The sequence below is a fragment of the Marinobacter segnicrescens genome, assembly GCF_900111555.1.
Classification (GTDB): Bacteria; Pseudomonadota; Gammaproteobacteria; order Pseudomonadales; family Oleiphilaceae; genus Marinobacter; species Marinobacter segnicrescens.
This window is the reverse complement of record NZ_FOHZ01000008.1, coordinates 1-20,427: the sequence shown is the minus strand read 5'-3', so window position 1 is coordinate 20,427 and position 20,427 is coordinate 1. Positions and strand designations below refer to the sequence as shown.

Sequence of the window (20,427 nt, the reverse complement as noted above, 5' to 3'; positions counted from 1 at the left end):
AATGAGCCGGTTTTTTTGTGGCCTGAAGGCAGGTGTCTCAGTGGGTCTGCTGACCCTCGGCCGAGGCCTCACCCTGCTGCTTCTGCTCTTCCTGCTTGCGCTTCACCGCCTGGGCGAAGATAGCGTCGAAGTTCACCGGCGCCAGCATCAAGGCCGGGAAGCTGCCCTTGTTGACCACGTTGTCGATGGTCTCACGGGCATAGGGGAACAGCAGGTTCGGGCAATAGGCGCCCAGCATGGGCGGTACCTGCTGCTCGGGGAAACCGTTGAGCAGGAACACACCTGCTTGCTGGATTTCCACCAGGTAGGCCACCTTGTCTTCCACCTTGGCGGTGATGGTAATAGACAACACCACTTCGTACTGGGTGTCGCTCACCTTTTTATGGGAGGTGTTCAGGTCCATGTTCACGGACGGCTTCCACTGCTGCTGGAAAACGTCCGGCGCATTGGGAGACTCGAAGGACAGGTCCTTCACGTAAATGCGCTGCAATGCGAACTGGGGCTGGTTCTGGTTGGCGTTTTCGTTGCTGCCGCCGGCAGCCTGCTGATCGTTCTCAGCCATGATCTTTCCTTATTTGCTTGTGCGTTCGGTTATTATTTCTTTACCAGGGGAAGGTTGGACGCCTTCCAGTCGCCGATGCCGCCACTGAGCCGTACCACATTGTCGTAGCCTTCGGCGTTAAGCTGCTTTACTGCCATGGCGGCGTGCTGGCCCATCTTGTCCACCACGATCACGGTCTTGGCCTGGTGCTTCTTCAATTCCCCGGCACGGTCCTTGATGGCGTTCAGGGGGATATGGATGGAGCCGGTAATGCGCCCCTCATTGAATTCCTTGCGGTCGCGAATGTCCACCACCACGGCTTCATCGCGATTGATCAGGTTCACAGCTTGCTGCGCTGATACCTTCTTGCCACCACGACGGCTTTCTACAAAGAAGAGTGCCAGCAGCAGGGCCACAAAGATGGATACCAGAATGTAATGATTTACGACGAACTCAAACAACCGTTCCATGAACCTGTCCCGAAAGAATAATTTGGCCGGATTATACACACCCTCTGCCGGGGACAGAAGGCGGCTTCCATAGCCCGGAACACCGGATTCGGGTTAGAATTCACCCTCAAATTCCCCGGAGGCCCCGGAGCCGGTTCCCGAGCGTGCTCGGAGCCCGCGGCCGGCCCTCCACAACCACACCGGATTGAGTAATGACCAGCACTCGCAAGACGACGGCACTGATCATACTGGACGGCTGGGGCCACCGTGACCCCGCCGAGGACAACGCCATCAGCCTGGCCAACACCCCGTTCTGGGACAAGGTCTGGGCAGAACAGCCCAAAACCCTGATCAACACCTCAGGTATGTTCGTGGGCCTGCCACAGGGCCAGATGGGCAATTCGGAAGTCGGCCATATGAACCTGGGTGCCGGCCGGGTGGTTTACCAGAGCCTCACACGCATCGACAAGGATCTGGAAGACGGTACCTTCAACGAAAACCCGGCCCTGTGTGCTGCCATCGACAGGGCCGTTACCAACGATGGAGCCGTCCATCTGATGGGCCTGCTGTCTCCGGGTGGTGTTCATGCCCATGAGGACCACATCCTTGCCGCTGCCGAGCTCGCCGCCAGCAAGGGTGCAAAGCGGGTGTATATCCATGCCTTCCTCGACGGTCGCGATATGCCGCCCCGCAGCGCCCGCCCGTCCCTGGAGAAAGCCGCGACGAAGATGAAATCCCTGGGTGTTGGCCGGGTTGCCTCCATCGTCGGACGCTATTTCGCCATGGACCGGGACAATCGCTGGGACCGGGTAGAGGAAGCCTACAATCTGATGACTCTCGGTGAGGCTGAATTTATCGCCCCCGACCCGCTGACTGCTATTGATGAAGCCTATGAGCGGGGCGAAAACGATGAATTCGTCAAGGCCACCCGCATTCAGGGCGACAATGAACCGGACGCCACCATCAATGATGGTGACGCGGTGCTGTTCATGAACTTCCGCGCCGACCGGGCCCGGGAAATGACCCGCGCCTTCGTCGACCAGGATTTTGATGGCTTCGAACGCCGCAAACACCCTGCCCTCGCGGACTTCGTGATGCTCACCGAGTACGCGGCGGATATCAAAACCTCCTGCGCCTACCCGCCGGAGCAACTGAAAAACGGACTGGGTGAATATGCCTCCTCCCTGGGCAAGACCCAGTTGCGCATCGCCGAAACCGAGAAGTACGCCCATGTGACCTTTTTCTTCAATGGTGGCCTGGAAACGCCGTTCGAGGGAGAAGACCGGATCCTGGTGCCTTCCCCCAAGGTGGCCACCTATGACCTGCAGCCGGAAATGAGCGCACCGGAAGTCACCGACAGGCTGGTTGAAGCCATTAAAAGCGGCAAGTACGACCTGGTGATCTGCAACTATGCCAACGGTGACATGGTTGGCCACACCGGCAAGCTGGATGCTGCCATCAAGGCCGCTGAATGCGTCGACCAGTGCGTTGCGCGTGTCGCCGAGGCCCTCGGCGAAGCAGGCGGCGAAGCCCTGGTGACCGCCGACCACGGCAACTGTGAGCAGATGACCGACCCATCCTCCGGCCAGGTGCACACTGCCCATACGGTCGGCCCGGTGCCACTGGTGTACATCGGGCACCGCCGGGTGTCCCTGAAGGATGACGGCGCCCTGAGCGATGTCGCTCCTTCACTGCTGACATTGATGGGCCTGGAACAGCCCGAAGAGATGACCGGCCACAGCCTGGTCGAACTCGGCCAGGACTGATTGCCCATTGAGGCGGCTACTGATGGCAGCTAATGCCACCGCAAGACCTGTGAGAGGCGCCACCGGAATAGTCCGGCTGGCGCTTTTTGCGTTTTTGCTCACTGGCACTGCACAGGCCCAGGAGCAGGTAACCCCTGCCCAGGTGAAAGCGCTCAAGGAAGAGATCGAGGAGATCAATGAATGGCTCTCGGAAGCTGAGGAGGACCGCTCGGAGCTTGAGCAAACCCTGGCGCGCACCGAAAAGGAAATCAGCCGCCTTACCCGGGAACGCCGTGAGCTTCAGGACAGACGCCGCCGGCAGGCCCGGGAGCTGGAAGCACTGGAACAGCAGGAAAAAGACCTTGACCAGAACCTGCAGGAACAGCGCTCCGCCCTGAAACAGCAACTCAGGGGCGCCTGGATGGAAGGCCAGGCCCCGGCCATCAAGGTTCTGCTGAACGAGGCAAACCCCCAGGAAATCGCCCGCACCATGACCTACTACGAATACCTCAGCGGCGATAACCTGCAACGCCTGGAAACCTTCAACAACACCCTTGCCGAGCTTGAGACCACCCGTCAGCGCAAGCTGGAGGCCCAGGCAGAAGTCGTTCGCCTGGAGAAAGAAGCTGGGCAGCGCCACCAGGCCCTTCAGGCCCGCAAGGCCACACGGGAGAAAACCCTGGCCAGCCTGGAACAGGATATTGCAGCCCGACAGAATCAACGCAGCAGTCTGGAGGCCGACAGGGAGCGGCTGGAGAAACTGCTGAAAGAAGTGGAAGAAGCCATCGCCAACATCCCCTCTCCCACTGAGACGGAACCATTCAGTAAACGCCGGGGCGGCCTGGCCTGGCCCGCAGAAGGCCGGCTGGTGGCGGCATTCGGTGGCTCCATGGCCCAGGGCCATCTGCGCCGTAACGGTATCCTTGTGAACACGGAAGAAGAGGCGGAAATCAAGGCCGTACACTATGGTCGTGTGGTCTTCTCCAACTGGTTACGGGGCTTCGGTATGATGACCATCATCGATCATGGTGAAGGGTACATGACCCTGTACGGCCACAGCTCCAGCCTGCTGACCAGCCCCGGCGATTGGGTCCGGGCTGGCGAAACCATCGCCCTGGCTGGTCGTACTGGCGGCACCACTGATCCCGCCGTGTATTTTGAACTGCGTCACAACGGCAAACCCCAGAACCCCACAGGCTGGCTCAAACGCCGTTAAAACAATGACTAGTGTGCGACCAACCGGGCTGACAAACGTCTCCCGGGGCGCCATACTGACCGGCGAGATACTGAATCCTGAGTACTGTCGCAGTACCCAGCCTCTACTACAGGAATGCTGAATGAAACGGGTTATCCAAGGTCGTAAAACCACTCTTCTCGGCGGCTTGCTGGTACTTTCCTGCCTGTACGGCGCCTTTGCCACTGCCCAGGAATCCCGGCCGACAGAGGCATCGTCTCCCCATTCCGGCCAGTTCGAAGAAGAGGCTACCCTGCCCCTGGATGACCTCCGTAAATTTACCGAGGTCTTCAGCCGCATCAAGGAAGCCTACGTGGAAGAGGTTTCCGACAAGAAGCTGCTGGAGAGTGCCATCAAGGGCATGCTCTCCGGGCTTGACCCCCATTCCGCCTACCTGGAACCCACCGAATACGAAGCCCTGGAAGAAAGCACTACCGGCGAGTTCGGCGGCCTTGGCATTGAAGTGGGTATGGAAGACGGCTTTGTGAAAGTCATCGCCCCCATCGATGACACCCCCGCGCAAAGGGCTGGGGTGCAGGCCGGCGACCTGATCATCAAGCTGGGCGACGAGCCCGTAAAGGGCATGACCCTGCAGGACGCGGTCACCCGCATGCGCGGCAAGCCAGGTACCATCCTGACCCTGACCATCATGCGTGACGGTAAGAGTGCCCCCATCGAAATCGATGTTGAACGCGCGATCATCAAGGTCACCAGTATCAAGTCCCGCATGCTGGAGCCGGGTTACGGCTACGTACGCATTACCCAGTTCCAGGATGAAACCGGCGGCCAGTTCGTGGACGCCATCGAGGAACTGATCGCAGACCATGGAGGCGACCTGGACGGCCTGATCATCGACGTGCGCAACAATCCCGGAGGCATCCTCCAGGCGGCCGTGGAAACCTCCGACGCACTGCTGGATGAAGGTCTGATTGTCTATACCGAGGGCCGCATCCAGAGCTCCCGCCTGCGTTTCAACGCCAAGGCCGGCGATGTGGCCAATGGTGCACCCATCGTTGTACTGATCAACGGCGGTTCCGCATCCGCCTCTGAAATCCTGGCCGGCGCACTGCAGGATCACGAGCGAGCCGTTGTCATGGGCACCCGGTCCTTTGGCAAGGGCTCTGTACAGACGGTTATCCCCCTGGATGAAACCCATGCCATCAAAATGACCACCGCCCGGTATTTCACCCCGGACGGCCGCTCCATCCAGGCCAGGGGTATCGCGCCGGACATAGAGGTACGCCCGGCGACCCTGACCGAGATTGAAGGCGGACCCTTCTTCAGCGAAGCCAGCCTGAGCGGCCACCTGGAAAACGGCGAAGGCGACATTCGCCCGGAAGACCGGGAAAGCGACGGTAACCCCGAAATCGACCGGGACTACCAGCTGCGCTCAGCCCTGAACCTGCTCAAGGGACTGGGCATTCTAACCAGGCGGGGAGACCGGGCAGAGTGAGGCTACGCACTACCGTCAAGGCCCTGGCGTTACTGCTGGTTGCAACACCGGGGGCTGCTGAACCAACCGAAGAAGCGCCAGCGGTGGAGGGCTTACAGCCCACCATTGCCATCATCATTGATGACATGGGCGCCAATGCCTTTGAAGGCCGCCGGTTGATCAACATGGAGCAGCCCCTGACCCTGGCCTTCCTCCCCTACCGGCGCCACACCACCGAACTGGCCACGCTGGCGCACCGCAACCACAAGGAAGTCATGCTCCACGCCCCCATGGACAACACCCGCAGTATCGGCCTCGGGGCCGGCGGACTGACCGCGGACATGGACAAGCCCACACTGACAAATACCCTGCGCCGGGCACTCCACGCCATTCCCCATGTGCAGGGCGTCAACAACCACATGGGCAGCCTGCTGACGCAGTTGCCCCAACCCATGGCTTGGGTGATGGAGGAGCTGGACCACTACCCGCTCTACTTCGTCGACAGCCGCACAATCGCCACCACCGTAGCGGGCCAGGTCGCGGCCGACCGCAACATCCCCAGCCTCACCCGCGATGTCTTCCTCGACCACGAACAGACCGAGGAATTCGTCCACCAGCAGTTCCAGCAACTGATCCGCAAGGCCCGCCAAAACGGCACCGCCATAGCCATCGGCCATCCCCACACGGTTACCGTGGACTACCTTGAAAAAGCCCTGCCGGAACTGGACGAACAGGGTATCTCGGTCGCCACCGTCAGCGGCATCTGGGCTATTCGGAACGGTAACCGGAGGATGTTTGCGGAAGGAGAGAAGCGGGAAATCGTGACGACGGTGGCCCGGAGCCACAGAGACTGATCGGCTAATAGCTCAAGGGGTATTGGCCACGGGAAACACGGCCCTTCGACAGGCTCAGGGCGGACGGATAAAAAATTTCTGCCACGAAATCCACCAAAACCACGAAAAGAAAAGCTTAAAATTCTTGTGCCACGGACACTCACGGACTGACACGGACGCCCCTTGGCGGGGCCATGAACAAGGAAAAAGGTCTTTGTCCGTGAGAGTCAGCGAGTGTCCGTGGCAATAAACGTTTTAGAGGATTTCGCGGGTTTCGTGGCCAAAGGTTCTTTTCCTTGTTCCCGTCCGCCCTGAGCCTGTCGAAGGGCCGTGGCCAAAAAAAATCACTCTCGAACTTCGATCCCCTGCGCCTTCATAAACGCCTTGGCCTCGGGAATCGTATGCTGCCCGAAGTGGAAAATCGAAGCTGCCAGCACTGCATCGGCACCACCCTTGGTGACCCCATCCGCCAGGTGCTGAAGCTCTCCTACACCCCCTGAGGCAATCACCGGCACCACCACTGCATCACTCACCGCCCGGGTCAGTCCCAGATCAAAACCGATCTTCGTGCCATCCCTGTCCATACTGGTCAGCAGAAGTTCACCCGCACCCATGGCCACCATCTTGCGAGCCCACTCGACGGCATCAAGCCCTGTAGGCTTGCGCCCGCCATGGGTAAAGATTTCCCAACGAGGCTCCTCACCTTCGCCACTCACCTGCTTGGCATCAATGGCCACCACAATACATTGACTGCCGAACCGCTCGGCGGCTTCGCGGACAAACTCCGGGTTGAAAACCGCAGCGGTATTGATAGAAACCTTGTCCGCACCGGCATTGAGCAGCTTGCGAATATCGTCCACGGTACGCACGCCGCCACCGACCGTCAGCGGGATAAAGACCTCTGCGGCCATGCGTTCCACTGTTTCATAGGTGGTGTCGCGGCTTTCGTGGCTGGCCGTGATATCCAGGAAGGTAATTTCGTCGGCGCCCTGCTCGTTGTACTTGCGGGCCACTTCCACCGGATCGCCGGCATCGCGGATGTCCACGAAGTTGACGCCCTTGACCACGCGACCCTTGTCCACGTCCAGGCAGGGAATGATGCGCTTTGCCAGTCCCATATTGCCCTCCTCAGGCTTTGTTCAGGCTGTCGCAATAAGCCTGGGCTTCGGATACGTCCAGGGTACCCTCATATATGGCCCGGCCGGTAATGGCGCCGAGGATACCCTTGTCCGCCACGGTTGCCAGTCGCTTGAGGTCGTCCATGTTGGTCACACCGCCGGAGGCAATGACCGGTATGCCGCCTTCTTCCGCGAGCGCAGCTGTTGCTTCAACATTAACGCCCTGCATCATTCCGTCGCGGCTGATATCGGTGTAGACGATGGCTTCGACGCCATCGTTGGCGAATCGTTTGGCCAGGTCGGTGGCCATGACTTCGGAGACTTCTGCCCAGCCGTCGGTAGCAACCCGGCCGTCCTTGGCGTCAAGGCCGACGATGATGTGGCCGGGAAATTGTTTGCACATTTCTGTGACGAACTCCGGCTCTTTGACGGCCTTGGTGCCGATAATGACCCACTGCACGCCGGCCTTGAGGTAGGCTTCGATGGTTTCCGCGGATCGAATGCCGCCGCCGATCTGGATGGGCAAATTGGGATATTTGGTGGCGATGGCGCGAACGATTTCGCCGTTGACGGGTTCGCCGGCGAAGGCGCCATTGAGATCCACAAGGTGGAGGCGACGGGCACCGGAGTCGACCCAGCGGTCGGCCATGGCGACGGGGTCGTCACCGTATTCGGTGGAGTCGTCCATTTTGCCCTGGCGCAGGCGTACGCATTTGCCGTCTTTGAGGTCGATAGCGGGGATGATGAGCATCGCTTTTTGTTCCTTTAACTCTGACTCTGGGGCTAGGGAGTTCGCCGTCCGCGCTCCGGCAGGTGGTAGCCCTTTCCGGGACACGCCGTGAATACGTCCGTGTAGGCTCTTCAAAAACATCCCTGTTTTTGAAGGTCCCGGAAAGGGCTACCACCCACCGGATCGCCGCTTGGGTGCGGGCCTCCCAGCAGCGTTCAGTTTTTTCCTGACCAGCCAGTAAAGTTTTTAAGAAGCTGCAGACCCGCCCGGGCGCTTTTTTCCGGGTGGAACTGGACAGCAAAGATATTATCTCTGGCGACCGCCGCAGCAAGGTCGACACCGTAGTGGGTGCGGCCGGCAATGGCGTCGTTGCCGGCGGACTCCACGTAGTAGCTGTGCACAAAGTAAAAACGGTCACCGTCCTCGATGTCGTGCCACAGGGGGTGGTCGACGGTCTGCCAGACCTGGTTCCAGCCCATGTGGGGGACTTTCAGTCGTTCACCGTTTTCGACCAGGTTTTCGCCGAAGAAGCGTACCTGGGAGTCGAACAGGTTGATGCAGTCCACGCCGCCGTTTTCTTCGCTGCGGGACATCAGGGCCTGCATGCCCACGCAGATGCCCAGGAACGGGCGATCGACGGAGACTTCGCGAACCAGCTCGTCCACGCCCAGGCGTTGCATTTCGGCCATGCAGTCGCGGATGGCGCCGACGCCCGGGAGGATGACCCGGTCGGCTTCGCGAATCTGGTCAGCGTTGTCGGTGACTAACACGCGGGCGTCGGGGGCGACGTGCTCCACGGCCTTGCGGGCGGAATGGAGGTTTCCCATGCCGTAGTCGATGATGGCGACGGTATTCATCGGTGGAACAATCCTGCAATCAGCAGGGACCGCTCAGAGCGACCCCTTGGTAGACGGTGTGATGCCTGCCATGCGCTCGTCCATTTCAATGGCCATACGCAGGGCGCGTCCGAAGGCCTTGAACACGGTTTCGATCTGGTGGTGGGTGTTCTTGCCCTTCAGGTTGTCGATGTGCAGGGTCACCATGGAGTGGTTGACGAAGCCGTGGAAGAATTCCTCGAACAGGTCCACGTCAAACCCGCCCACTGACGCACGGGTATAAGGCACATCCATCGCCAGGCCAGGGCGGCCAGACAGATCGATGACGACCCGTGACAGGGCTTCGTCCAGGGGTACGTAGGCGTGACCGTAACGGCGAATGCCTTTCTTGTCCCCCACGGCCTGTTTGAAGGCCTGCCCAAGGGTGATACCAATGTCTTCGACGGTGTGGTGGTCGTCGATATGCAGGTCACCAGTAGACTTGATGGTCAGGTCCACCAGGCCGTGGCGGGCGATCTGGTCCATCATGTGTTCGAGGAAGGGCACGCCAGTATCGAAACTGGATTTGCCAGTACCGTCCAGGTCGATCTCGACGGTGATCTGGGTTTCAAGGGTATTTCGTTCTACCCGAGCCTTGCGAGCGGCCATGAAAACTCCGGAAATTGACAAGCAAGCGTTGAATCAAGGGCGTAATTATACCCGTTCGCCCGGACAGAGTCCCGTTTAAAGGACTATGGCGACGATAGCCAAAGGCGCTTCAGAATGCCTTCTTCAGATTGTTCATGTAGGTATCCACCAGACCGTTGAATTCGTGTTTCACCACGGGGCTGATGGCCATCTTGAGCAGGCCTGGCAGTGGCAGGGTCAGCTTGGCAGAGGTCTGGAAGCGGGCACGGGTGGTCTGGGCATCAACGGCACTCAGGGTCCAGCTGCCAGCGACGATGCCGTTGCCCTCGCCTTTTACCGGCACCCAACTGACTTTCCCGGCACCCCTGTCCGCATGGTACTGGCAGGCGTAGGCCGTCTGGATGGAGTACTTGTCGACACCGATCTTTTCCATTTCCCAGCGATAGGTGTTGTCGCCCAGATCCACCAGGCGGTCCACCTTGGGAAAGTGACTGACCGACCGGGGCACGTCTGACAGCAGCGCAAACGCGTCGTCAAAAGAAGCGGCCAGCTCGATCTCGCGGTTCAGTTCAATGGAAACGGTAAAAGCCACGCCTGTGTCCTCCAGTATTGTTCGGCCGGTTTTTATCAGGTGCCGGTAGGCTTCCTATTGTGGCGAAACCCTGCCATTTTGTCATACTTGGAGCACTTTTAATTTGTAATCTGTGCGTTAGGCTTGAAACAGTAGCCCACTTACAGATTCCAGTGCGCTTACCGGATAAGACCAGAAAGGACCCCTTGCCATGAAAGCTGTCCGCTACATCATCTTTGCCATTGTTGGCCTGATTCTGTTGGCGATTGCGGCGGTTGCCGTCGCGGTGTTTGTCATCGACCCGAACGCCTACAAGCCCCAGATTGAGCGAGTGGTGGAGCAGAAGACGAACCTGGACCTGGATCTTTCCGGCGATATTGGCTGGTCACTGTTCCCCCTGGGCCTTGAGCTGAATGACGTTGAAGCCACGCTGGATGGTGAGCGTTTCGTGGCACTGCGCCAACTGGTCGCACAGGTGGATTTCTGGTCGCTGATTGCCATGTCGCCGCAGGTTCACACCTTCGTACTGGACGGCCTCGACGCCCGCCTGACCGTAGCGGAAGATGGTACCGGGAACTGGACTCGCATACTGCCGGAAGGCGAAACGCCCAGCGCCGACGAGGCCGCGGCGGAAGCCGCTCAGGAGGAGGCTGCAGCAAACGGCGGCGATTCCGGTGATGTCCTGGCTTTCGCAGTGGAGGAAATCCGCGTCACCGATGCCAGCGTTCAGTATGAAGACATGGCCACCGGGCAGTCCGTGGTACTGCAGGATTTCAGCCTGCTGGCCAGCCAGATCGCCCTGGGCTCCGAGTTTCCGCTGGAAGTAGGCTTTCTGGTCAATACCGGCCAGCCGGAAATGAGCGTCAATGGCGACATCTCCGCCCGCCTGACCGCAAATGAAGCGCTGACAGAGTTTGCGGTAAACGGTCTGGATGCCAAGTTCGGATTGTCCGGTGAGGCCTTTGGCGACCGCACGTTGCAGGCCCGGATTACCGGCGGCGCGGCCGCCAACCTGGAAAACGAAACTGCCAGTCTCGACGATTTCCGCGCCACCCTTGCCAACCTGGAGCTGACTACCAACCTGGACGTGGAGGGCTTTAGCGCCCAGCCCAAGGTGACCGGTGACCTGGCCGTGGCTGAGTTCTCCCTGCGGGAACTGATGCAGACCCTCGGCATGGATGAGGTCGAAACCACGGATCCGGAGGTACTCAACCGCCTCTCCCTGAGCACCAAGCTCACTGGCCCGGCGGGTGTGGCAGAATTGTCCGACCTGACCATGTTACTGGACGACACCACCTTTAATGGCGGTGCCCGCTACAACATCGAGTCCGGCGCCGTTGCCTTCCAACTGAAAGGCGATGCCCTGAACGCAGACCGTTACCTGCCTCCGCCGGCAGAGGAAACCGGCGCAACCCAACCATCTACCAGCGGAGCACCGGCAAGTGCAGGGGCTGAAAGCGATCTGCTCCCCCTGGAAACACTCCGCGGGCTTGACCTGGACATCGACCTGGGCCTGGGTGAGCTGATCATCAGCAACCTGACCATCACCGATATCAATACGTCGATCGACGCCTCCAACGGGCAGGTAAGCCTGAGTGACTTCAGCGGCAAGCTGTACGATGGCGGTTTCCAGTCCAACGTCAATATCGATGCCCGCAGTGACGACCCGTCGTGGCGACTCAGGGCCCAGGTATCCGGTGTGGAAACCCAGCCACTGCTGCAGGACCTGGCCGAAATGGACATGCTGGCAGGGGCTGCCAATATCAACATTGACGCCAGCACCCAGGGCAACCGGATCTCAGTGCTACGCCAGAACGCCGACGGTACCGTCAACTTCAACCTGGCTGAAGGCCAGTTCACCCGGATGAACCTGACCCGCATGGCCTGCCAGGGCATCGCGCTGGTGAACCAGGAACAACTGACCACCACCGACTGGGGGCAGACAACGCCCTTCAATGACATGAAGGGCACCCTGCAGATCAACGGCAACACACTGGACAACACCGACCTCGTCGCCGCCCTCGCCGGCATGCGCCTGGAAGGTAATGGCACCGTGGACATGGCCGCCTCCGAAATCGACTACGAGGCGGGCCTTCGCATCGTCGGCGAGATCCACCGTGACGAAGCCTGCCGGGTCACCGAGTACGTCGAAAACGTTGTTATCCCTGTGGAGTGCCGAGGCAACTTCACCGAAGACCCGGCGGGCATGTGCTCCTTCGACGGCTCCCGCTTCCGCGATACCCTCAAGGACATTGCCGCCAATGCTGCCCGGGCAAAGGTCCAGGAAGAAACCGAGCGCGCCCGCGAGAAGGCAGAGGAAAAGGTACGCGAAAAGATCGACGAACGCCTGCAGGGAGAAGACGGCGAAAAAGTGAAGGATGCTATCCGGGGCCTGTTTAACCGATGACCGACCGGTTCGCCGAACGCCTTCTCGAGTGGTATGACAAACACGGCAGGCACGACCTGCCGTGGCACCAGGACCGGTCACCCTACCGGGTCTGGGTGTCGGAGATCATGCTCCAGCAAACCCAGGTGACCACGGTAATACCCTACTTCCAGGCCTTCATGGAGCGTTTCCCCACTGTTCAGAACCTGGCGGAGGCGCCAGCAGATGACGTTCTCAGCCATTGGTCAGGACTGGGCTACTACGCCCGCGCCAGGAACCTGCAAAAGGCCGCTGTCCAGGTCATGGAAGATCATGGCGGGGAGTTTCCTGACAACCAGGACAAGCTGGAAGCACTTCCCGGAATTGGCCGGTCAACCGCGGCTGCAATCATCGCCCAGGCATGGGATCGCCGGGCCGCCATCCTCGATGGCAACGTAAAACGGGTACTGGCCCGCTACCACGCCGTGCCCGGATGGCCAGGGCAGACCACAACGCTCAATGCCCTGTGGGCCCATGCCGAGCGGCACACGCCACACACCCGGGCACGGGACTACACCCAGGCCATCATGGACCTGGGTGCCATGGTCTGCACCCGCAGCCGCCCGGCCTGTGGTGAGTGCCCGCTGCAAGGCGGCTGCGAGGCAAGGGCCCGCAACGAGGTTACCCTCTACCCAGGAAGTAAGCCCAAAAAGGCAAAGCCCGAGAAGGCCACCTGGATGCTGATCCTGGAAGACGTCGAGGGCCGGATCCTGTTAGAGCAGCGCCCGCCCAGCGGTATCTGGGGCGGCCTCTGGAGCCTGCCAGAACTTGACCCGGCCTACGGCGCCGAAGAACTGGAAGAAGCCTGCGAGCAGCGATTCGGCCTCACCTGCAGCCAGCCGGACCTGATCACCGGGTTCCGCCATACCTTCAGTCACTACCACCTGCATATCCAGCCCGCGAGGCTCCAGGTTGCACACAGCCAGGTCATCAGGGAGCCCGGCACCCACCGCTGGCTGCACCGCGACGAAGCCCTTGCACTTGGCCTGCCCGCCCCGGTGAGATCCCTGCTGACCAACCCGGAACAGGCCACCCTGCTCTGATCTGTTATCATCCCGCAAAACCGAAACATTCAAGGTAAAGAGGAGCGCCCATGAGCCGCACCGTATTCTGCCGCAAATACCAGAAAGAGATGGAAGGCCTGAACTTTCCCCCCATGCCCGGCGCCAGGGGACAGGAAATCTACGAGAACGTCTCCAAACAGGCCTGGGAAGAATGGCAGGCCCAGCAAACCATGCTGATCAACGAAAAGCACCTGAGCCTGATGGACCCGAACACCCGCAAATACCTCCAGGCGCAGATGGAGCGCTTCTTCAACAACGAGCCTTTCGACAAGGCCGAAGGCTATGTTCCGCCGGAGCAATAACCCTGACTGATCAAGGTTTGCCCAGCCCCGCCGAACACCGGGAAATTTTTCTCAGGCAGCCTTGACTCAGTGATTCTAAACCGGTTTAATAGCGCCCCGTTGCACAGCAGTACTGCAACTTGCCCGGATAGCTCAGTTGGTAGAGCAGGGGATTGAAAATCCCCGTGTCGGTGGTTCGATTCCGCCTCCGGGCACCATTAGAATTCAGACGAAGCCCGCCTTGTGCGGGCTTTGTTGTTTCTGGCTCCTGCGTTGGTAATGCTCGCTTAGCGCCCGGTTTACCTGGGCTGCAGCGATGGCCGCCCCTCCTCCCGAACGACGCATCCGCACCTTCCTCCATCCGCCAGCAATTGGTCGCCCCGGTCCATCCCCGGTCCGGCCGAGTTGCGCGTTTGGTGCGCACAGCCCTCCAATGAACACCAAAACTCTCCATCACTCCTGAGCCCCAACACCTCCCGGTTCCGGTCCGTCCCGGTCCCCTTCTGGTCCCGGCCCCGACCGGCACCCAAGCCTCTTGATCGAGCACGAACCCGTTCACGCGACTATTAGTTGGTGCGGTTGTATAATATTCAGGCAACTGGGATCGTACTGGACGCTGATGGCGATAACTCGCTTATTCTGAGAAACTATACGGAGCACTGAGGGGGGCGAACAGGCCTTCATATTAAAACCCTTACTGACCCGAACCATTTCAAGCTAGCGGCGACACATTTTCTCATAAAATAATCGTCACTATTATCAGCCATTCATGATAAAAAAGGAGCTTTTCTTGCCGCATAAAATAATAATTATCGGAGTAGCCGTTACTGCGGGCTTACTTGGCATCGCTATAGGCTTTTTTGGCCAAGATTTAGTTAATCTGCAATCGCATTCAGAATGTATTGACGAGGTAGAATCTCAAATTGCTTTAAAAGATCTGGCAGACTGGAATTCGTTTGTAGCATCTACCAAGGCCCAAAAAGCCTGTGACAAGCGTCACGAGAAAGCACTTGATTTTGGCGATGAGTCTGATTTACGAACAGCGATGCGGGTATCTACATCTCTCCGATTCGGCGAGAACGGGGTTCACCAACTCATCATTGACAACAACACAACAAATTTCATAATAACCAACCTTGAAATTGAAATGAAATTTACCGACGCCTCTTATCAGGGCAAAGTCTCTGCAGAAACCGGGTATATCCGAATTCAACCAAAAACTACAGACAACAAAGTTGAGGTAAAAACCAATCTTTTCGATACAAACGATATCGAAAACAATGATTTCAGTTATAGAGTAGTAAAGGTATGGGGTGTCGAGTCGTCTGGCTGAAGATCTGGAGGGATGGATAACCAAAAACCTATATAACACCCTCTCAGTGAGTAACCGGACTTTTTCGCACAAGGACCTTCTCCGTGAATTGGCGACGCTCTATAGCGTCCCGACCCAAGCCTGATCATACTATCCTAGAGTGGGTTTGACCCCCTCCTCCAAGTAAACCATTTATTTCTCTTTACATCTCAATGATTCCGTTAGATTTCCAGAGCAATTCGTGTAGGCTTCTCATATCAGTTCTCTGCCCCAACCATCTGAGCCCACTGCTTGAGCAAAAGTGCACGCTGTTTTATTATTGCAGGAATAACACTTGCGCTGTCGCTGGCTCTCATTGCGCTATAGATGGTACCTTCAGCTTTGTCGTATTTCATGTCTAGCAGGGCACTGTTAAACTCAATAGACCTGTCCCTATTTTTAAGCCACACTCGCTGGGACTCCCTTAGGATCTCCTGTTGGTTTTCTGAAAGCTGACTCATTAAAATCTTATAGTACTTATTAAGCTCTCGATCCCAAAGCTCGTAACCTACAAAGCATGGAATAGCTTTAGTATTGCCATATGTTTTATCTATGCACTCTTTTTCGTAGTCATCTATGTATTTATCGAATGATCTTACGCTTTCGAATTCAGACAAATATGGGAAATCATCGACTTTTCTGTATAGCGATTCCTGGCCCTGAACTTCAGCATCTGAAGAGGGCTCTGCCCTTAACGGGAGGGCAATCAAGGGGAGTATAAAAACTGCCAATAAGATAAGCACTACTCGGGTTACCACAATCTATATCTCCACTAATTTGGTTTTAATTTAAATCAGATCAGAGAACTGAACACAATGAATACCCTAACACCCGTTCGGGGGAGTGAAATCCAAAATGGAAAGTAATTATGCACGGGTGAATATCCATTAATGTAGTAAGAAATGCGATCTTCTGCAAAAACTGGAGCAATAGATTCACAGCCTAATGTAAACGGTACAGACTTCTTTGAAAAATGGTAACCGGCAGCGCTTTTCCCTTGCTCCGGGTTCCGTCCCGGCCCCTTTCTGGTCCCTCCCAGGCGCTATACACCTCCCTGCCCCGCGCCGCGCCGAATCTAACCCCACAATCAAGCACATATCATCTCTCCGGATGCACGATCTGGAGAATAAAATGGACAAGCATTTCAAGTTCACCGACGCCCGGATTCGGGCACTACCTGCTAACCCGGCATCAGCCTCGTCAACCGACCTGGAAGTTTCCGATTCGGAAATCACGGGCCTCAAGTGTCTCTCTGGCAAGTCCGGACGAAAGCGGTTCCTGCTGCGGTATGTCTACCGGGGTCGGAAGCGGAGTATCGCCCTGGGCAAGTTTCCGGATATTGATGTGGCTGCTGCCCGGAAGGCTGCCCAACAATACAGGGCCCTGCTGGCGGAAGGCCGGGACCCGAAAGAGGAGCACGATGCGCTTCGGCTGAGGCCGACGGTGTCCGAATTCTTCTGGCACACCTTCCTTCCCATGCAGAAGAAGCACAAACGAACCTGGAATCGCGACGCACAGCGATTCCGGGACCATATCGAACCAGCTCTTGGAGACATCGTCTATGACGAGCTGCGGGCCAGCCACGTCCAGCAGCTCCAGCTCTTCCTTAATGCCCCGACGAAGGACCGGGAAGCGTTATCAGAAGCCACCTGCAACCGGGTCCTCGCCATCCTGAAAACGATGGGGCAGTCCGCAGTGCGTCTCGATGTCGTGTCTGCAAACGAGGCCATGAAGATTCGGCTCCTTCGAGAGGACAACGCCCGAACTCGGTTCCTGGACGCCCAGGAGCTGAAACGGTTGATTCAGGTTGCCCTGGCTTTTGAGGACCGCTTCATTGGTGGCTTCGTCGCCATGCTGGCGATCACCGGTTGTCGTAACAGCGAGATTCGAACGGCTCTTTGGAGCAATCTTAATCTGGCTGACCGCTCGCTGTTCATCCCCATGACCAAGAGCGGCAAAAGCCGAGTGGTCTATCTGTCCGATATGGCACTGGAGATCCTTAAAGGGTTGCCAAGAGTACCTGGGAATCCTCACATCTTCCCCGGTCGCAAACCCGGAAAGCCGCTAACGAATTGCCGAAAGTCCTTCAGGCAGATGTTGCTGCGTGCCGGCATCGAGGACGTAGACGACATCGTCCTGCACACGCTCCGCCACTCAGTCGCCAGCAACCTGGTGTCGGCTGGCTGCTCAATCTATGACGTGAAGGCCCAACTGGCTCACTCGTCTCTTCAATCCACCCAGCGTTACGCCAAGCTCACCGTTGATCGTCAGCGAGACACCAGCGAGAGAATGGCCCAACTCGTCCAATAACCCCTCGAACCTTTACCCCCCTCTCTATTAAGGAGTGAACCCATGCGAATGATTCAAGCATGGCCCGGATCTGTCGACCTGGGCCTGCCCGACGCCCTGCGCATCCAGTTATTGAAGGCGCTAATATCGCCTTTTCCGACCGAGGATGAAGCCAGGCGGTTCTGGGATGACTACGGCGGCAGCCTGATCATTCTCGATCCCACCGACGATCCGACCAGCGAGGCAGGCGCGCTTGGCCCTCTCAGCCAATCTGTCGAGATGGCCTTGCTATACCCGGATTTCACAGAGTCCCTGGGCACCACCCACATCATCACCGTCGCGATCGTCAATGACGCTGGGGCCGGCCTCTATGTGCTCTGCCCGGTAAATCACCCATTACTACCTGAAGAGATATCCGATGCCTGAACTCAACCACGCCGAACTCTGGCGCAAGCTGAAGCAGGTCCGCTGTATCGAAGGCCTGCTTAGAAGGGGCCTTCTGCTCTATGCGCTCATCATCGACGGAGATGTGCCAGTGGCGGCCAAAGCGCTCGCGGTAGCCGCCCTCGCTTACCTGGTCAATCCGTTCGACGCCATTCCCGACCTCACGCCCTTGGCGGGATATGCCGATGACCTGGTGGTGGTTATTGCGGCCATCACCAAGTTGGGCTCGTCCCTGAAACCACATCATCGCAGTCACGCCCAGCAGATGCTGGATAACCTCTAGGAGAAAACCATGTCCCCGAAACCGACCAAGTCGTTGAAGAAAGGCTCTGATGCTCCCCCTGAGTCCTCCGCCTCCAAGCCAACACCCGAGTTATCCGCACAGAAGTCTTCATCGCCGGAAAACCCCCAAGACGACGGGTTTTCTATGGTCCTGGGGCGGGGTGTGGCCGCCAAGCTCAACCCGAAAGCCGAAGGCAATATCTACTTCCAGCTGGCTCGCCAGAAAGAGGACGGCGCCCTCTACCTGCGGATCACCGGGAACGACGGCGGTGGCCTGCATACCAAGGAATGGATTAACCTCGAATCGGTTATCGAAACCTTGCGGGCATTGCCGGACGGGCCGTTTGGCTCGAAGGCCTTGAAGCCCTGCATCCTGGGCAAGTCGTCAAATAACGCCAGCTTTTTGGCGGCGATTCTTCGGTCACCTGAACTCGCCTTGATCCAGCCGGAAGGTGATAAGGCTTTCCTCCATGCCCTGACGGCGGACTTCGACGACAAAGCCGAGAAGGTGCTCAACAGAACGTGGGGCTGAGCCCTGCCAGCCCCAGGCATGCATACCCGAAAAGCCTGAACTCCCTCCTCCCCTCTTTTTACTAAAGGTACACATTATGAAACTGCCGATTTGTACGGACGGGTTACCTGTGCCCGTCTCCCAGGAACTGATCAACGTCTTGTACCAGGAGGCTGAGAAGCACCATCTAACCGACAGGGATCTGGTGAACATCGAAGCCTTGACGTTCAACTTCCGGGATCCTGGCTACTCACCCGAACACGGCGGGTATCACCCGGTGGAAATCCGACTCTCCCGAGTAACAGCCGGGTTCACCATCGACTACCTCACTGACTTCGCCTATGTGGGCGTGGGTTGGATGTCGGAACTGGCGAAGGAGCTGGACTTCGATATCCAGCAGGGCGTCTTCGAGGGCTCCGACAGGGTCCCCATCCCGATTGCCGACGCCGTGCCGGTGTATGAGATGTTTGAGGTCAACTTCCTCAGCTACCATCGGATGGGCGTCTTTGAAGTTGAGATCCACCCGGAACGGCGTTGACCGGGTCCCGGGTCGTGAAATGGACCGGAGCTGCCTGCTGGCAGCTCCGGCTATCCTGACTTTTTTGGTGGCAGCGCATGCAGCTCAGGGCCTGATGGCGCTGCTGGACGATAGAACTGGTGGGAGCGCGAGGTACTTTAAATCCCTGGCACTTTGATTCTTCCTTTTCCATTACATAGCCGCGCAGTTGTTTACCCTACTCAGCAGTCTTCCTTTTGCCATTCAGCCGGTGACGCCCCCGCTAGTGCGGGCTACGTATTCTTACGCTACACTTATCCATATTCGGGATAAGGGATCGTAGTGATCATCCGACAACTCGGTTATGGTGTCGCTCCTTCCGCCTCCTGTGGCGACCGGCGTCGTTGAACCCCGACATCGCCGTTTCTCGGACCAATAGTGTTATGGATTTTTTAACTAGTACAAGGCGTTAATAATGGGGTTCTTCCAATCCGGTCAGATAATTTGCTAAGGGCTATTTGGTTAGTCTAATTTTTTCAAGAACCCAAGGCGTTAGTGGAAAGCGCTATAAGGCCTGAACCATATTGTTACAGTGTTTTAGGAGCAAGGATGCGTAGGATTACCCAGTTGTTGTTAGTTTGCACGGTGTTATCGTTTCCAATCGGTACCCATGCGGACATGCGGCGCGGCATTGAGAATTACCAAGCGATCATGGCGGGTGAAAAGCGAATAAAGCAGCTTACCCAAGAAGAGGCCCAAGAAGTACTCTGGGTACTTGAAGCTATTAAAAAGCGAGGTAGTGCCGGTGGATGTTCCGGCGGTATCGCTAGTGTTCCGTCCGGGTATTTCCTAAGCGCATATATGCTATAATTCGAGCTATTATTCACGAGTTTGGAGACTCTGTTTTGGCCCGGAAACCAGCTCCCTTTAATCTTACGGTAAACGATCAACTGGAGTTGGAAAGCTGGTTGCGAACAAGCACGCTGAGTCAGAATCTCGTTCTGCGAGCGCGAATCGTTTTGGCCCTGAATGCCGGTGAATCACCCAAAGTCGTTGCTGAGCGACTGGGAACCACGACGGCCACGGTATTCAAGTGGCGTAATCGTTACACCGAACAGGGCCTGAGCGGTCTTCAGGATGCACCAAGACCCGGGCAACCCAGAAAGCT

The 20,427-nt window shown here is 57.8% G+C and carries 23 protein-coding genes and 1 tRNA gene; 16 read left to right on the top strand and 8 right to left on the bottom strand.

Features of this window, described 5'->3' with window-relative positions; genetic code table 11:
- Positions 1-37 precede the first annotated feature (37 nt).
- Both secB and BM036_RS09785 read right to left on the bottom strand, forming a co-directional pair.
- Positions 38-562, bottom strand: a complete 525-nt coding sequence (gene secB, locus BM036_RS09790) for a protein-export chaperone SecB (protein ID WP_091851096.1) — start codon at positions 560-562, stop codon at positions 38-40.
- 32 nt (positions 563-594) lie between these two features.
- Positions 595-1,011 carry a rhodanese-like domain-containing protein gene (locus tag BM036_RS09785; protein ID WP_091851436.1) on the bottom strand — a complete coding sequence of 139 codons (417 nt, stop codon included), beginning with the start codon at positions 1,009-1,011 and terminating at the stop codon, positions 595-597.
- Positions 1,012-1,202: 191 nt separating this feature from the next.
- On the opposite strand from BM036_RS09785, the gene gpmI reads away from it, so the two are divergent.
- From gpmI to BM036_RS09765, 4 genes are all read left to right on the top strand, one after another.
- On the top strand, positions 1,203-2,756 hold the full coding sequence (gene gpmI / locus BM036_RS09780) for a 2,3-bisphosphoglycerate-independent phosphoglycerate mutase (protein ID WP_091851093.1): 1,554 nt from the start codon (positions 1,203-1,205) through the stop codon (positions 2,754-2,756).
- A gap of 22 nt (positions 2,757-2,778) precedes the next feature.
- On the top strand, positions 2,779-3,951 hold the full coding sequence (locus BM036_RS09775) for a murein hydrolase activator EnvC family protein (protein WP_091851090.1): 1,173 nt from the start codon (positions 2,779-2,781) through the stop codon (positions 3,949-3,951).
- Positions 3,952-4,072: 121 nt separating this feature from the next.
- Positions 4,073-5,422, top strand: coding sequence for a S41 family peptidase (locus BM036_RS09770; RefSeq protein WP_091851087.1), 1,350 nt, complete (start codon positions 4,073-4,075; stop codon positions 5,420-5,422).
- Complete coding sequence (locus BM036_RS09765; protein ID WP_091851084.1) at positions 5,419-6,255, top strand: divergent polysaccharide deacetylase family protein; 837 nt, start codon at positions 5,419-5,421, stop codon at positions 6,253-6,255. Before BM036_RS09770 ends, BM036_RS09765 begins: the two co-directional genes overlap by 4 nt.
- Positions 6,256-6,578: 323 nt before the next feature.
- Here the strand turns inward: BM036_RS09765 and hisF are convergent, their stop codons facing one another.
- The 5 genes from hisF to BM036_RS09740 form a co-directional block, all read right to left on the bottom strand.
- Positions 6,579-7,352: an imidazole glycerol phosphate synthase subunit HisF gene (hisF, locus tag BM036_RS09760; RefSeq protein WP_091851081.1), complete on the bottom strand. Its 774-nt coding sequence runs from the start codon at positions 7,350-7,352 to the stop codon at positions 6,579-6,581.
- Positions 7,353-7,362: 10 nt separating this feature from the next.
- Positions 7,363-8,103: a 1-(5-phosphoribosyl)-5-[(5-phosphoribosylamino)methylideneamino]imidazole-4-carboxamide isomerase gene (gene hisA, locus BM036_RS09755; protein WP_091851077.1), complete on the bottom strand. Its 741-nt coding sequence runs from the start codon at positions 8,101-8,103 to the stop codon at positions 7,363-7,365.
- A 194-nt stretch (positions 8,104-8,297) separates the two neighbouring features.
- The gene (gene hisH, locus BM036_RS09750; protein WP_091851074.1) at positions 8,298-8,939 is read right to left on the bottom strand and encodes an imidazole glycerol phosphate synthase subunit HisH; all 642 of its coding nucleotides are present in this window, start codon (positions 8,937-8,939) and stop codon (positions 8,298-8,300) included.
- Positions 8,940-8,972: 33 nt separating this feature from the next.
- Entirely contained in the window at positions 8,973-9,566 is a 594-nt protein-coding gene (hisB, locus tag BM036_RS09745; protein ID WP_091851071.1) for an imidazoleglycerol-phosphate dehydratase HisB, read from the bottom strand.
- A gap of 109 nt (positions 9,567-9,675) precedes the next feature.
- Complete coding sequence (locus BM036_RS09740; RefSeq protein ID WP_091851068.1) at positions 9,676-10,137, bottom strand: SRPBCC family protein; 462 nt, start codon at positions 10,135-10,137, stop codon at positions 9,676-9,678.
- Positions 10,138-10,327: 190 nt separating this feature from the next.
- Between BM036_RS09740 and BM036_RS09735 the strand changes: the two genes are divergently transcribed.
- From BM036_RS09735 to BM036_RS09715, 5 genes are all read left to right on the top strand, one after another.
- Entirely contained in the window at positions 10,328-12,523 is a 2,196-nt protein-coding gene (locus tag BM036_RS09735) for an AsmA family protein (protein WP_091851063.1), read from the top strand.
- Positions 12,520-13,584 carry an A/G-specific adenine glycosylase gene (gene mutY, locus BM036_RS09730; protein WP_091851059.1) on the top strand — a complete coding sequence of 355 codons (1,065 nt, stop codon included), beginning with the start codon at positions 12,520-12,522 and terminating at the stop codon, positions 13,582-13,584. Before BM036_RS09735 ends, mutY begins: the two co-directional genes overlap by 4 nt.
- 50 nt (positions 13,585-13,634) lie before the next feature.
- Complete coding sequence (locus BM036_RS09725) at positions 13,635-13,907, top strand: oxidative damage protection protein (RefSeq protein WP_091851056.1); 273 nt, start codon at positions 13,635-13,637, stop codon at positions 13,905-13,907.
- A gap of 121 nt (positions 13,908-14,028) precedes the next feature.
- Positions 14,029-14,104, top strand: a tRNA-Phe gene (locus BM036_RS09720).
- A 572-nt stretch (positions 14,105-14,676) separates the two neighbouring features.
- Positions 14,677-15,219, top strand: coding sequence for a hypothetical protein (locus BM036_RS09715; protein ID WP_091851052.1), 543 nt, complete (start codon positions 14,677-14,679; stop codon positions 15,217-15,219).
- 236 nt (positions 15,220-15,455) lie between these two features.
- On the opposite strand, the gene BM036_RS09710 is transcribed toward BM036_RS09715, so the two are convergent.
- The gene (locus BM036_RS09710; RefSeq protein ID WP_091851049.1) at positions 15,456-15,995 is read right to left on the bottom strand and encodes a lysozyme inhibitor LprI family protein; all 540 of its coding nucleotides are present in this window, start codon (positions 15,993-15,995) and stop codon (positions 15,456-15,458) included.
- Positions 15,996-16,368: 373 nt separating this feature from the next.
- Between BM036_RS09710 and BM036_RS09705 the strand changes: the two genes are divergently transcribed.
- From BM036_RS09705 to BM036_RS20090, 7 genes are all read left to right on the top strand, one after another.
- Positions 16,369-17,547, top strand: a complete 1,179-nt coding sequence (locus tag BM036_RS09705) for a site-specific integrase (protein WP_091851047.1) — start codon at positions 16,369-16,371, stop codon at positions 17,545-17,547.
- Between the two features lie 42 nt (positions 17,548-17,589).
- Positions 17,590-17,952, top strand: a complete 363-nt coding sequence (locus tag BM036_RS09700; RefSeq protein WP_091851044.1) for a hypothetical protein — start codon at positions 17,590-17,592, stop codon at positions 17,950-17,952.
- A complete protein-coding gene (locus BM036_RS09695) occupies positions 17,945-18,253 on the top strand; it encodes a YkvA family protein (RefSeq protein ID WP_091851041.1) in 309 nt (102 codons plus the stop codon). Before BM036_RS09700 ends, BM036_RS09695 begins: the two co-directional genes overlap by 8 nt.
- A 9-nt stretch (positions 18,254-18,262) precedes the next feature.
- Positions 18,263-18,784, top strand: coding sequence for a hypothetical protein (locus tag BM036_RS09690; protein WP_143066592.1), 522 nt, complete (start codon positions 18,263-18,265; stop codon positions 18,782-18,784).
- 76 nt (positions 18,785-18,860) lie between these two features.
- On the top strand, positions 18,861-19,301 hold the full coding sequence (locus tag BM036_RS09685) for a DUF2787 family protein (RefSeq protein ID WP_091851035.1): 441 nt from the start codon (positions 18,861-18,863) through the stop codon (positions 19,299-19,301).
- Positions 19,302-19,868: 567 nt separating this feature from the next.
- Complete coding sequence (locus BM036_RS09680) at positions 19,869-20,129, top strand: hypothetical protein (protein ID WP_091851032.1); 261 nt, start codon at positions 19,869-19,871, stop codon at positions 20,127-20,129.
- A 98-nt stretch (positions 20,130-20,227) separates the two neighbouring features.
- Positions 20,228-20,427: helix-turn-helix domain-containing protein (locus BM036_RS20090; RefSeq protein WP_177185973.1), on the top strand; the 200-nt coding region annotated here is incomplete at its 3' end.